We start from the raw sequence: 12,771 nt of genomic DNA, 5'->3' as shown, positions 1-12,771 counted from the left end.
ACCCGACATCCGATTCGGGTGCTGCCGTCAATCGGTATCAACGCGGACCGTCCGACCTGATTCAATAGTCCACAGGGCCCGTACCGGGTTGAATGGAGCCAGCACCCGTCCCGGGTCGTATGGAGCCAGTATTGCGTTCAGGCAGCCGTGACGCGCGGCAGAGATGAGGAAACGATGACCGACAGCAGCGACGCGAAGCCCGCCGTGGAGCCTGCCGCTCAGCAGCAGAACACACCGAAGTCCAGCGTCCCGAAGCCCGGTGCCGCCGCGAAACCGGGTGCACCCAAGCCCCATCCGACACCGACACACGCCCTCTCCGCCCCCGCCGTTGCCGCCCCCGCCCACAGCGACCCGAGCAAGTTCGGCCGCGTGGACGACGACGGCACCGCCTGGGTGAAGACCGCGGACGGCGAACGGCAGATCGGGTCGTGGCAGGCCGGAGACGCGGCGGAAGGTCTGGCGCACTTCGGTCGGCGCTTCGACGATCTGGCAACGGAAGTGGCACTCCTCGAGGCCCGGCTCAGCTCCGGCGCGGGCGACGCGAAGAAGACCAAGGCGGCAGCGCTCGCGCTCGCCGAATCCCTCCCGACCGCGGCGGTGATCGGTGACATCGATTCACTCGCGGCGCGGCTCGACGTCATCATCGCCGGATCCGACGAGGCTGCGGCCCAAGCCAAGCACGAGAAGGAACTGTCGCGGCAGGCTCACACCGAACGCAAGGAAGCACTGGCCGCCGAGGCGGAACAGATCGGTGCCGAATCCACGCAGTGGAAGGCCGCCGGTGACCGGTTGCGCGAGATCCTGGACGAGTGGAAGACGATCCGCGGGATCGACCGGAAGGTCGACGACGCCCTGTGGAAGCGGTACTCGAAGGCGCGGGAGGCGTTCAACCGTCGCCGCGGCGCCCATTTCGCCGAACTCGATCGCGAGCGCGCCGCCGCCAAGACCAAGAAGGAAGAGCTCGTCACCCGGGCCGAGGCGCTGTCCGACTCCACCGACTGGGGCCCCACGGCCGGAGCTTTCCGTGACCTGCTCGCCGAGTGGAAGGCCGCCGGCCGCGCACCGCGGGAAGCCGACGACAACCTGTGGAAGCGCTTCAAGGGCGCTCAGGACGTGTTCTTCGCCGCCCGCAACGCCGCGTCCTCCGAACGCGACGCCGAGTTCGAGGAGAACGCGGTCGCCAAGGAAGAGTTGCTGAAGAACGCCGGCCACATCGATCCGGCCAAGGACATCGACGCGGCGAGGGCCGCACTCCGCGACCTGCAGGAGAAGTGGGACGCCATCGGGAAGGTGCCGCGTGAGCGGATGCACGACCTCGAGGGCAAGCTGCGGGCCATCGAGAAGCGTGTCCGCGACGCCGCCGACGAGGAATGGCGCCGCACCGATCCGGAGGCCCTCGCCCGGGCCGCGCAGTTCCGTGAGCGGGTCACGCAGTTCGAGGAGCAGGCCGCCAAGGCCACCGCGGCGGGCAAGACGAAGGACGCCGAGAGCGCCCTCGCTCAGGCCCAGCAGTGGCGCGAATGGGCCGAGGCGGCCGAGGGCGCCGTCAGCGGCCAGTAGGTCCGATCAGCCGACGTTCCAGTCGCCGCGTCGCTCCGCTTCGGCGGCAGCGGCGCGGCGTTCCTCTTCCGCGGCCAGTTGCAGGGCGGTCCGGCTCCAGACCACCTTCAACCAGTGGAACGTGAGCACGATGACGGTGAGCCAGCCGATGATCAGGCCGATCCCCGGTCCGGCCGCCTCGACCCCGGGCGCCGGTGTCTGCCGCGACCAGATGGCGAGCATGCCGAACACGATCGACACGGCGGTCCCGGCGAGGGCCACCCAGGCGAGGGCCCAGCGGCGGGTGACGAGCGCCAGCATCGACACGACGACCCCGAACACCACCTCGAACCACACGAACAGCCGTGACGGCAGCGCGATCGTCTCCGCGCGGGCGTCGTCCCCGTACACCAGCACCTCCCAGCCGTTGGCGATGCCGGAGTGCGGCAACGTCAGCGAGCCGAGCAGCACGACCACCGCGACCGCGACGACGAGCGCACGCGCGCCGGGATCGATCTCGCCGGCCACCTTCTTCTCGGCGGCGTCGAAATCCTTCAGGTAACTCTCGATCGGCTCGCTCTCGGCACCCGAACCGTTGTCACCGGACCGGTTTCCGTCGTGCCGCTTGTCGTCGAACGGGGAGGTCATGCGTTGCATCCCATCTGGACGGGTAGTGGTGCGGGCGCACCGATCTGCGGCAGTCCGAGTCCCACGCCGATCGGCGGGGTCTTCGGGGTCACGCCCTTCTCGAAGGAGTCTCCCGCGCGGGTGCGGCGGTGGGTCAGGACCGGGGTGTCGGCGACGAGGTGGTGCGGGGCGGCGGCACTGACGACGACGGTGACGACGTCGCCGGGCCGGACGGTCCCGTCGAGATTGCCCTCGGGCCGGAAGTGGACGAGCCTGCCGTCGCGGGCGCGCCCGCTCATCCGGGCGGTCTCCGCGTTCTTGCGGCCCTCCCCGGCGGCGACGAGCAGTTCCACCTCGGCGCCGACGAGCTTCTGGTTCTCCTCGAGCGTGATCTGTTCCTGCAACGCGATGAGACGTTCGTACCGTTCCTGCACGACGGCCTTGGGCAGTTGCTCGTCCATCTCCGCTGCCGGGGTGCCGGGACGCTTGGAGTACTGGAACGTGTAGGCGCTGGTGAAGCGCGCCTGCCGGACGACGTCGAGTGTGTCCTGGAAGTCTTCCTCGGTCTCGCCCGGGAAGCCCACGATGATGTCGGTGGTGATCGCCGCGTGCGGCATCGCGGTGCGCACCTTGTCGATGATCCCCAGGAACCGCGACTTCCGGTAGGAGCGGCGCATCGCCTTCAGCACGCGGTCCGAGCCGGATTGCAGCGGCATGTGCAGCTGGGGACACACGTTGGGGGTCTCGGCCATCGCCTCGATGACGTCGTCGGTGAATTCGGCCGGGTGCGGCGACGTGAAGCGCACCCGCTCGAGCCCGTCGATCTGTCCGCATGCTCGCAGCAGCGCGGCGAACGCGCCGCGGTCGCGGGGCTGGTCCGGATCCGCGAAGGAGACGCCGTACGCGTTGACGTTCTGCCCGAGCAGGGTGACCTCGACGACGCCCTCGTTCACCAGGGCCTGCACCTCGGCCAGGATGTCGCCGGGGCGCCGGTCGACCTCCTTGCCGCGCAGCGCGGGCACGATGCAGAACGTGCAGGTGTTGTTGCATCCCACCGAGATGGACACCCAGCCCGCGTACGCCGACTCCCGCTTGGCGGGCAGCGTCGACGGGAACGCCTCCAGCGCCTCGAGGATCTCGACCTCGGCCCGCTGGTTGTGGCGGGCCCGGTCCAGCAACGCGGGGAGCGAACCGATGTTGTGGGTGCCGAACACGACGTCCACCCACGGCGCCTTCTTCACGACGACGTCGCGGTCCTTCTGCGCCAGGCACCCGCCGACCGCGATCTGCATGTCGGGGTTCCGTTCCTTCGCCGGCGCGAGGTGGCTCAGGTTGCCGTACAACTTGTTGTCGGCGTTCTCCCGCACCGCGCAGGTGTTGAAGACGACGAGGTCGGGTGCCTGCCCCGCGGCCGCCTTCGTGTAGCCGGCGTCCTCGAGGAGCCCCGACAGCCGCTCGGAGTCGTGCACGTTCATCTGGCAGCCGTACGTGCGCACCTCGTAGCTGCGGTGAGGGGTCTGGTCGATCGTGTCCACGTATGCCAGGGTACGGCCCGCGCCAAATCGCCTCGTCGCGGCCGGTGTGCGCCCGGACACACGCCCGAAGCCGGACAGTAAAGTTTCCGTGAGATCCCGAGGATTCTCGGAGCAAATGGCAGGTGCTCCCGCTCCCAACACATAGGGTCATCGACTATGACGCAAGCCGACGACGCGACGCCGACACCCTCCACGGGCGCGGCCCCGTCCATGATCTCGATGAAATCGGTGAACAAACACTTCGGCGCCCTCCACGTCCTCCAGGAGATCGACCTCGAAGTCCCTCGCGGACAGGTGGTGATCGTCCTCGGACCGTCCGGCTCGGGTAAGTCGACGCTGTGCCGCACCATCAATCGCCTCGAGCCCATCGACTCCGGTGAGATCGCGGTGGACGGCAAGGTACTGCCGGCCGAGGGCAAGGCTCTGGCGGCGCTGCGCGCCGACGTGGGCATGGTGTTCCAGTCGTTCAACCTGTTCGCCCACAAGACGATCCTCGACAACGTGATGCTCGCACCGGTCAAGGTGCGGAAGAAGAGCAGCGCCGACGCGAAGGCGAAGGCCTACGAGCTTCTCGAGCGGGTCGGCATCGCCAACCAGGCGGACAAGTACCCGGCGCAGTTGTCGGGCGGTCAGCAGCAGCGAGTCGCGATCGCACGCGCACTCGCCATGAACCCCAAGGTCATGCTGTTCGACGAGCCGACGTCCGCACTCGACCCGGAAATGGTCAACGAGGTCCTGGACGTCATGACCTCGCTCGCCAAGGAAGGCATGACCATGCTCGTGGTGACCCACGAGATGGGCTTCGCCCGCAAGGTCGGCCACCGGGTTCTCTTCATGGCCGACGGCCAGATCGTCGAGGACGCCGAGCCCGCCACGTTCTTCACCGCTCCCAAATCCGAGCGCGCGAAGGACTTTCTCGGCAAGATTCTCAGCCACTGACTCGAAGGGGCGCCGCTGCGGTGCTCTCTCGGTCGACCGTGCTCGACACGCAACACCCGTCATTTCAATTGGAGGAACTCGATGAGGATCAATCGCTCGATTCGCGTGGGAATCGGCGTCATGGCGCTCGCCGTCGTCGCATCTGCCTGCGGCGGAGGTGAAGAGAAGAGCGCCTCCCAGAGCGCGTCGGAGGGCAAGCTGACGGTCGGAATCAAGTACGACCAGCCCGGCCTCGGATTGCGCAACCCCGACGGGTCCTTCAGCGGCTTCGACGTCGAGGTGGCCGAATACGTGGCCGGCAAGCTGGGTGTCGCGCCCGAGAACGTCGAGTTCAAGGAGTCCCCGTCGGCTCAGCGCGAGACGCTGATCGAGAACGGTGAGGTCGACTACATCGTCGCCACCTACTCGATCACCGACGCCCGCAAGGAGAAGGTCGACTTCGCCGGGCCGTACTTCATCGCCGGACAGTCGCTCCTGGTGAAGTCCGACAACACCGACATCACCGGCCCCGATTCGCTCAACGGCGGAAAGAAGCTGTGCTCGGTCACCGGGTCGACCCCGGCGCAGAAGGTCAAGGACACGTACGCGCAGGACGTGCAGCTGCAGGAGTTCGACACGTACTCCGCCTGCGTCGAGGCGCTGCGTAACGGTGCGGTCGACGCCGTCACCACCGACGACATCATCCTCGCCGGCTATGCGGCGCAGTACCCGGGCGAGCTGAAGGTGGTCGGCGAGCCGTTCACCGAAGAGCGCTACGGCATCGGCCTGGCCAAGGGTGACGACGAGACCCGCGCCAAGATCAACGACGCCATCGACGCCATGATCGCGGATGGCTCATGGGCGCGCGCGTTCAACGAGACAGTCGGCGCGTCGGGTTACCCGATCCCCGCCCCGCCGACCGTCGATCGGTACTGAGCAACTCACTCATCCGGGTCGGACGACTTCCCATTCGTGGAGTCGTCCGGCCCGGTTCGACACCAACCACCGGTGACCTGGGGAGACGGTAAGTGGACCTACTGAGCAAATACAGCGATCAGCTGATCGACGCGTTCTGGACGACGGTGCAACTCACCGCGTTCTCGGCTGTCGGTGCTCTGATACTCGGCACCATCCTTGCGGCGATGCGGGTGTCACCGATCCCGGTCGCACGTGGCGTCGGCACGGCGTACGTGACGATCTTCCGCAACACTCCCCTGACGCTCATCATCATCTTCTGCTCCTTCGGGCTCTTCCAGACGATGGGTGTCAAGCTCGCCCCCGAGCAGTCGCCGACGTTCTTCGAGGAGAACAACTTCCGGCTCGCCGTGCTCGGCCTCAGCGTCTATACCGCGGCCTTCGTCTGCGAGTCGTTGCGGTCCGGTATCAACACGGTGCACGTCGGCCAGGCGGAGGCGGGCCGGTCGCTCGGCCTCACGTTCTCGCAGAATCTGCGGTTGATCGTGTTGCCGCAGGCATTCCGCGCGGTCACCGCCCCGCTCGGCAGTGTGCTGATCGCGTTGACCAAGAACACGACGATCGCCTCGGTGATCGGCGTGGCGGAGGCGTCGCTGCTGATGAAGGAAATGATCGAGAACGAGGCCGCCATCTTCGTCGTCGGTGGCATCTTCGCGCTCGGATTCGTGATCCTGACCCTGCCGATGGGGCTTCTCTTCGGATACCTGAGCAAGCGATACGAGGTTGCACGATGAGCAATTCCGCCACCGTCCTCTACGACGCACCGGGCCCGAAGGCGAAGAACATCTATCGCCTGATCTCGGTCGTGGTCGCTGTCGCACTACTGGGAATCGGCTACCTCGTCTACGCCGCGCTCGACGACAAAGGTCAGCTGACCGCGGCGAAATGGGATCCGTTCCTCGAATCGACGTCGTGGACGACGTATCTGATCCCCGGCATCCGCGGCACCCTCGTGGCGGCCGCCGTATCGATCCTGTTGGCACTGATCCTCGGCGCGATCCTCGGCATCGGACGCCTCTCGGACCACCGGCCGGTGCGATGGGTGGCCGGCGGGATCGTCGAATTGTTCCGCGCCATCCCCGTGCTGATCCTGATGATCTTCTCGTACCAGCTGTTCGCCGAGTACGAGGTCTTCAAGTCGAAATACCTTGCGCTCGCCGCGGTCATCGTGGGCCTCACGCTGTACAACGGCTCGGTGATCGCCGAGATCGTCAGGGCAGGCATCAACTCGCTCCCCAAGGGGCAGAGCGAGGCCGCCATGGCGCTGGGTATGCGCAAGGGCCAGGTCATGCGGACCATCCTGCTTCCGCAGGCCGTCACGGCGATGCTGCCCGCGATCATCTCGCAGATGGTGGTGGCGTTGAAGGACTCCGCGCTCGGTTACCTCATCGGCTATGTCGAAGTGGTGCGGTCCGGCCAGCAGCTCGGTGCGTTCTACGGCAACTACCTGCCCGCCCTGATCGTGGTGGCGATCATCATGATCATCCTCAACTACACGCTCACCGTGGTGGCGACCAAGGTGGAGAAGCGGCTACGGGCCAGCAAGAAGGGCGGAGGCCCCGGGGGGGCCGTTCCCGAGCTTCCGGCGGTGTCGGTTCCGGGTATGGACATCACCGACAAACGGTTGTGATCTGACGCGGGTGTGACATGACACTGCGGTCGGACGGAAACTCTGTTCCGTCCGACCGCAGTGTCGCGTCTCGTCAGTGTTGTTGTCGTCTCGTGGTCAGGTCTCGTCGAACAGGCCGTCGGTTTCCGCACCGGCGCGATCGAGTTGTTCCTTGACCACCTCGAACGCCATGCCCTGGGGGAAGCCGCGGCGCGCGAGCATCGACACCAGCCGGCGGACCGCCCGGTCCCGATCGTCCGTGGACACCGTCCGCAGTTTCTTCGCGACCAGTTCGGTGGCTCGGGCTCGTTCGTCTTCGCTGTCGATCTGAGCGAGGGCTTCGGTGGCCTCCTCCTGACCGATGCCCTTGCGGCGCAGTTCCAGTGCGAGCGCACGTTTTCCCTTGCCGGAGTACGTGTGCCGCGAATGCACCCACTGCTGGGCGAAGTCGGCGTCGTTGACGAGTCCGACCTCGGTGAGGCGATCCAGCACACGCTCAGCGATCTCGGCCGAGTAGCCCTTCTTCGCCAGACGCTCGGACAACTCCGCTCGACTCCGGGCACGGTCAGTCAGAAGACGCAGGCACAAATCCTTGGCCTGCGTCTCCGTTCCACCTTCGCCCGTCGGACGCACGGCGGCGCCTTAGAATTCGACCGGGGCGGCGTCATCCGTAGCAGCAGTGACGTCGGCGCCGATTCCGAGCTTTTCCTTGATCTTCTTCTCGATCTCGTCCCGGATGTCGGTGTTCTCCAACAGGAACTTGCGGGCGTTCTCCTTGCCCTGTCCCAGCTGGTCGCCTTCGTAGGTGTACCAGGAGCCCGACTTGCGGATGAACCCGTGTTCGACACCCATGTCGATCAGCGAGCCTTCCTTGCTGATTCCCAGGCCGTAGAGGATGTCGAACTCGGCCTGCTTGAACGGCGGCGCGACCTTGTTCTTGACCACCTTGACGCGGGTACGGTTACCCACCGCGTCGGTGCCGTCCTTCAGGGTCTCGATCCGCCGCACGTCGAGGCGCACCGACGAGTAGAACTTCAATGCCTTACCACCGGTGGTGGTTTCGGGGGAACCGAACATGACGCCGATCTTTTCGCGCAGCTGGTTGATGAAGATCGCGGTGGTGCCGGAATTGCTGAGCGCACCGGTCATCTTACGGAGCGCCTGGCTCATCAGACGGGCCTGCAGACCGACGTGGCTGTCGCCCATCTCACCCTCGATCTCGGCGCGCGGGACCAGAGCGGCCACGGAGTCGACCACGAGGATGTCGAGGGCGCCGGAGCGGATCAGCATGTCTGCGATTTCCAGCGCCTGCTCACCGGTGTCGGGCTGCGACACCAGCAGCGCGTCGGTGTCGACGCCGAGCTTCTGGGCGTAGTCGGGGTCGAGCGCGTGCTCGGCGTCGATGAACGCGGCGATACCGCCTGCCGCCTGGGCGTTGGCGACAGCGTGCAGAGCCACGGTGGTCTTACCCGAGGACTCCGGGCCGTAGATCTCGACGACACGGCCGCGGGGCAGCCCGCCGATGCCGAGGGCGACGTCCAGCGCGATGGAGCCGGTCGGGATGACGGCGATGGGCTGACGGACACCTTCGCCCAGGCGCATCACCGAGCCCTTGCCGAAGTTCTTGTCGATCTGCGCCAGCGCGAGGTCGAGCGCCTTGTCTCGATCGTGTGCCTGTGGTGCCATCGTCGTCCCCATTCCTCGAGTCTCATCAGTGATCTGCGGTCAGGTTAGATCCGGGTACCGACAAGAACCGTGACCACCGAACATCTCCAGCATAGGGGAACGTGTGTTCGATATGCGCGGTCGGTCCGTTCGACACGCCGGTTTTCTACCGGCGCTGCGGCGGGACGTCGAACTCCACGCAGAGTTCGCGCCACACCTCGCGGGGCTCCCGGCCGTCCTCGATGGCTTCGGCGGCGGTCTTGCCCCCGAGACTGAGCAGCACGTGGTCGACGAGTAGTGCGTCGCCGCGCATCTGCCCGAACTCTTCGCGGACGAGTTGGTGAAATTCGGTCAGTCGCACACATCCACGCTAGCCGAACCTCGTGCCGGGCTCTCACCGCAGCGCGTCGCGGCACACCGCCACCGGATCGGCGACGTCCACGATGCTCCGCGCGGCCCGCTGCGCGGCGTCCGCATGGGCACCGTTCGAGAGCACCTGTTCGACCGCCGCGCGGAGTGCTTCCGCGCTCGGGGGACGCACCACGACGGCGCTCCCCTGCCGCGCGGCCCGGTTCGCGAGCTCCCACTGATCGCCGCCGCCGGGAACCACCACCACCGGGACCCCTGCGAGCAGAGCCTTCGCCAGCATCCCGTGTCCGCCGCCGCAGACGACGGCCGACGCCTCGCGCAGCATCGCGTCCTGACGGCCGAGACCTGCCCTCGCCCAGGGCGGAACCGGGGCCGGCGATCCGTCCAGTATCGACGCGATCACACGGACACCGGCCCCGTCGAGCCCCGCCAGCGTCGTCTCGAGCATGCCCTCCGCGCCGGTGAACGCGGTCGACGGAGCCACCATGATCAGAGGGTCCGTGCCGTCCGGCGCCGCGAGCACCTCGTTCGTCGGTTCCCACAGCAGCGGCCCGACCACGTGCGCCTCGGCGGGCCAGTCCGGCCTCGGCACCTCGAGCGCGGGGAGCGTCGCGATCAGCCGGCGCACCGGTCCCGGGTCCTTCGCAGGCAGTCCGACGCCGACCCGGGCCTCGGAGCGTTGCCGCTCACCCTGCCGGATCGACCGCGCCGTCGCGGCGCGCATGAGCGTGTCGCGGAACCTGCCCCGAATTCCCACGCCCGGAGCCAATCCGCTTCCGATGGGCGGCAACCCCTTGGACGCGGCGTACAGCGGATGCGGGGACAGCTCGACCCACGGGATCCCCAGCCGCTCCGCGGCCATGCCCCCGCCCGCGGTCAGGATGTCCGAGACCACGAGGTCGGGTCCCCACGCGCGCAGGTCGGGGAGCAACTCGGTGGAGATGTGCGCGGCGCGGGCGTGAATGCGCGCTCCCGCATCGAGGTCGTCGTCCGTCGGGCGGGGCGCAAGGCCTTTCAGCAACTCGGCAGGCACGCCGGCCGCCCGTGCAGGCTCGACCCACCGTGTGCCGGTGAACAGGACTGGATCGTCTCCGGCCTCGATGAAGGCGAGGCACAACGCAAGGGCGGGAAAGGCATGTCCGGGATCAGGCCCGGCGACCACGGCGACTCGCACGAACCACAGGGTGTCACACGGTCGGCGTCACCGTTTCTCGAACACTGCTTCGGCGGCACCGTGAGCCCGGGCACGGTCGGCGGGGACGAGTCCTATCCGGGTGCGCCGGTCGAGCAGGTCGTCGACGTCGAGCGCCCCCTCATGGGTCACCGCGAACTCGAACTCGGCGCGGCTCACGTCCACGCCCTCGGCGATCGGCGCCAGCAGTTCGGCGTCGGCGGCGGCGATCAGCGCCGCCTCCGTTCCGTAGCGGGCGAGCAGCGCCGGCGGGGCCGAGACCTTCCGCAGCGCCTCGGGTGTCGCGGCACCGACGAGCGGCAGGGCCCGCGTCCGGCACGGGCCCGCGTCCAGTCCTGCCACCTCGACCGCGGCGTCGACGGCGTCTTCGGCCATCTTGCGGTAGGTGGTCAGTTTGCCGCCGACCACACTGACGAGACCCGTGTCCGAGCGCAGGATGGCGTGGTTGCGCGAGAGGTCCGCGGTGGATCCGTCCCCGGTGTCGAGGAGAGGTCGCAGCCCGGCGAAGGTGCCGAGGACGTCCGAGCGCTGCAACGGAACCTCGAGCGCGGTGTTGACCGTGTCGAGAAGGAAGTCGATCTCCTGCTCCGACGCCACCGGAACGTCCGGAACGGGTCCCGGCGCGGCCTCGTCGGTCAAGCCGAGGTACACGCGGCCGAGCTGTGCGGGCAGCGCGAAGACGAAGCGATTGGTCTCACCGGGGATCGGAACCGTGAGCGCCGCGGTCGGGTTCCCGAGCCGCTCGGCCGGGAGCACCAGATGCGTGCCGCGACTGGGCCGCAACGTGATCCCGGGATCGATCTCACCCGACCACACGCCCGCCGCGTTGACCACGGCGCGCACCCTGATCGGCAGTTCCGAGCCGGTCAGCTCGTCGCGCAGGTTCGCGGACGTCCCGGTGACGTCGTACGCGCCCGTCCGGGTGAGCACCTTCGCGCCGTGGAGCGCGGCAGTGCGTGCGAGGGACACCACGAGTCGGGCGTCGTCGATGAGCTGGCCGTCGAATGCCATCAGGCCGCCGCGCAGGCCTTCCCGCCGGACCGCGGGGGCGAGTTCGACCACCCGGTCGGCCCGGACCGTCCGTGACCGCGGCAGGACCGACGACGGTGTGCGAGCGCTTGCACGTAGCAGGTCGCCTGCCAGGAATCCCGTGCGGACGAGGGACTTGCCGAACAGCGTCATCGAATCGAGGACGGGCACGAGCTGTGGGAGAGCCCGGACGAGGTGGGGGGCGGTGCGGGTCATGAGGATTCCGCGTTCGACCGCGCTCTCGCGGGCGATGCCGACGTTGCCCGATGCCAGGTACCGCAGCCCGCCGTGGGCGAGTTTCGAACTCCACCGGCTGGTCCCGAACGCGAGATCCCGCTTCTCCACGAGCACGACGTCGAGGCCGCGTGACGCCGCGTCGAGTGCGACACCGACGCCGGTCACTCCGCCGCCGATCACCAGGACGTCGACGACGGCACCGTCCGACAGCTGGTCGAGTTCGCGCGCTCTTCGCGCCGCGTTCAGAGCCGACGAGCGGCTCACGGGCGGCGTGTTCGGGTGGTTCACCGGTCTCCTCGATCTGTCGGGTGGGTGACGGCGACGTCCGGCGCCAGATAGGCGCCGACAGCGTGCCGGAGTTGCTCCGTGAGGGCGTCGCCGGGAAGTTCCTCGGCCACCATCACGGCCGACTGGACCGCGGACTGTGCGATGAGCAGCACCATCGTAGCGATGTGACGGCTGTCCCCCGCGCGGATCGAGCCCTGGTCCTGACCCGTCGAGACCGCGAACGCGACCTGGTCGATGATCGCCCGCTGGCTCGTACCGAGCCGCTCGAGGATGTAGGTGGTGAACAGTTCCTGATCCGAACGCAGGATCTTCACGAACAGTGGATGGTCACGCACCTCGGTGGACACGTGGACGACGGCGTCGACCAGCTGGCGGTGGACCGATTCCTCGACGGAGAATTCGGGCATCACGGCTGCGATCTCACGGGTCATGAGATCGGCGACCACGGCCCTGGTGTCCGACCAGCGGCGGTAGACGGTCGGCCTGCTGACGCCGGCGCGCCGGGCGACCTCCGCCAGTGTGGTTCGGCGCAGTCCGAAATCGAGAATGCACGAGCGTGCGGCGTCGAGAATGGAGTCCTCGACGCTCGCTGAGGTGTCGTCACGCGACGCAGAATTACGGATAGACATTGTGTGTAACACCGTAACGCATGAATCCCCCGCCGGCACCGAACCGGCACTCGAATCACATCACCCGGGCCGCCACGGCCCGCCCGTCCCCGACGTTGGGGAATTGTGCGACGGAGGTACGACTGGACGGCGAGGCGACAGGAAGGGCCGACACGTCGG

At 67.8% G+C, this 12,771-nt stretch carries 13 protein-coding genes; 5 read left to right on the top strand and 8 right to left on the bottom strand.

Annotated elements, in window-relative coordinates; all coding sequences use genetic code 11:
• The first annotated feature begins 174 nt into the window (after nucleotides 1-174).
• Entirely contained in the window at nucleotides 175-1,560 is a 1,386-nt protein-coding gene (locus tag RHA1_RS33100; protein ID WP_011598566.1) for a DUF349 domain-containing protein, read from the top strand.
• Nucleotides 1,561-1,566: 6 nt separating this feature from the next.
• Here RHA1_RS33100 and RHA1_RS33095 read toward each other — a convergent pair whose 3' ends face one another.
• Nucleotides 1,567-2,187 (bottom strand): Rv2732c family membrane protein, encoded by a 621-nt coding sequence (locus RHA1_RS33095; protein WP_009480027.1) that lies wholly within the window; start codon nucleotides 2,185-2,187, stop codon nucleotides 1,567-1,569.
• The gene (miaB, locus tag RHA1_RS33090; protein ID WP_009480026.1) at nucleotides 2,184-3,701 is read right to left on the bottom strand and encodes a tRNA (N6-isopentenyl adenosine(37)-C2)-methylthiotransferase MiaB; all 1,518 of its coding nucleotides are present in this window, start codon (nucleotides 3,699-3,701) and stop codon (nucleotides 2,184-2,186) included. Before miaB ends, RHA1_RS33095 begins: the two co-directional genes overlap by 4 nt.
• Before the next feature lie 210 nt (nucleotides 3,702-3,911).
• Between miaB and RHA1_RS33085 the strand changes: the two genes are divergently transcribed.
• From RHA1_RS33085 to RHA1_RS33070, 4 genes are all read left to right on the top strand, one after another.
• Entirely contained in the window at nucleotides 3,912-4,640 is a 729-nt protein-coding gene (locus RHA1_RS33085; protein ID WP_011598564.1) for an amino acid ABC transporter ATP-binding protein, read from the top strand.
• An 81-nt stretch (nucleotides 4,641-4,721) separates the two neighbouring features.
• A complete protein-coding gene (locus tag RHA1_RS33080) occupies nucleotides 4,722-5,555 on the top strand; it encodes a glutamate ABC transporter substrate-binding protein (protein ID WP_011598563.1) in 834 nt (277 codons plus the stop codon).
• Between the two features lie 92 nt (nucleotides 5,556-5,647).
• A complete protein-coding gene (locus RHA1_RS33075) occupies nucleotides 5,648-6,328 on the top strand; it encodes an amino acid ABC transporter permease (RefSeq protein WP_009480023.1) in 681 nt (226 codons plus the stop codon).
• Nucleotides 6,325-7,224 (top strand): amino acid ABC transporter permease, encoded by a 900-nt coding sequence (locus RHA1_RS33070; RefSeq protein ID WP_009480022.1) that lies wholly within the window; start codon nucleotides 6,325-6,327, stop codon nucleotides 7,222-7,224. The genes RHA1_RS33075 and RHA1_RS33070 overlap by 4 nt, the downstream gene beginning before the upstream one ends.
• A gap of 96 nt (nucleotides 7,225-7,320) precedes the next feature.
• Here the strand turns inward: RHA1_RS33070 and recX are convergent, their stop codons facing one another.
• The 6 genes from recX to RHA1_RS33040 all read right to left on the bottom strand — a co-directional run bounded on the left by recX (nucleotide 7,321) and on the right by RHA1_RS33040 (nucleotide 12,612).
• On the bottom strand, nucleotides 7,321-7,836 hold the full coding sequence (gene recX / locus RHA1_RS33065; RefSeq protein WP_009480021.1) for a recombination regulator RecX: 516 nt from the start codon (nucleotides 7,834-7,836) through the stop codon (nucleotides 7,321-7,323).
• Nucleotides 7,837-7,845: 9 nt separating this feature from the next.
• A complete protein-coding gene (gene recA, locus RHA1_RS33060) occupies nucleotides 7,846-8,889 on the bottom strand; it encodes a recombinase RecA (protein WP_005240749.1) in 1,044 nt (347 codons plus the stop codon).
• A gap of 145 nt (nucleotides 8,890-9,034) precedes the next feature.
• Entirely contained in the window at nucleotides 9,035-9,229 is a 195-nt protein-coding gene (locus RHA1_RS33055) for a DUF3046 domain-containing protein (protein WP_005240748.1), read from the bottom strand.
• Nucleotides 9,230-9,262: 33 nt separating this feature from the next.
• Nucleotides 9,263-10,411: a glycosyltransferase gene (locus tag RHA1_RS33050; protein ID WP_011598562.1), complete on the bottom strand. Its 1,149-nt coding sequence runs from the start codon at nucleotides 10,409-10,411 to the stop codon at nucleotides 9,263-9,265.
• Nucleotides 10,412-10,438: 27 nt separating this feature from the next.
• Nucleotides 10,439-11,983, bottom strand: coding sequence for a glycerol-3-phosphate dehydrogenase/oxidase (locus RHA1_RS33045; RefSeq protein WP_011598561.1), 1,545 nt, complete (start codon nucleotides 11,981-11,983; stop codon nucleotides 10,439-10,441).
• Nucleotides 11,980-12,612, bottom strand: coding sequence for a TetR/AcrR family transcriptional regulator (locus RHA1_RS33040; protein WP_011598560.1), 633 nt, complete (start codon nucleotides 12,610-12,612; stop codon nucleotides 11,980-11,982). Before RHA1_RS33040 ends, RHA1_RS33045 begins: the two co-directional genes overlap by 4 nt.
• Nucleotides 12,613-12,771 lie beyond the last annotated feature (159 nt).

Origin of the sequence: Rhodococcus jostii RHA1 (genome assembly GCF_000014565.1) — a bacterium.
Classification (GTDB): domain Bacteria; phylum Actinomycetota; class Actinomycetes; order Mycobacteriales; family Mycobacteriaceae; genus Rhodococcus_F; species Rhodococcus_F jostii_A.
Note: the sequence above shows the minus strand (reverse complement) of the source record. Positions and strands in the feature narration are given on the sequence as shown.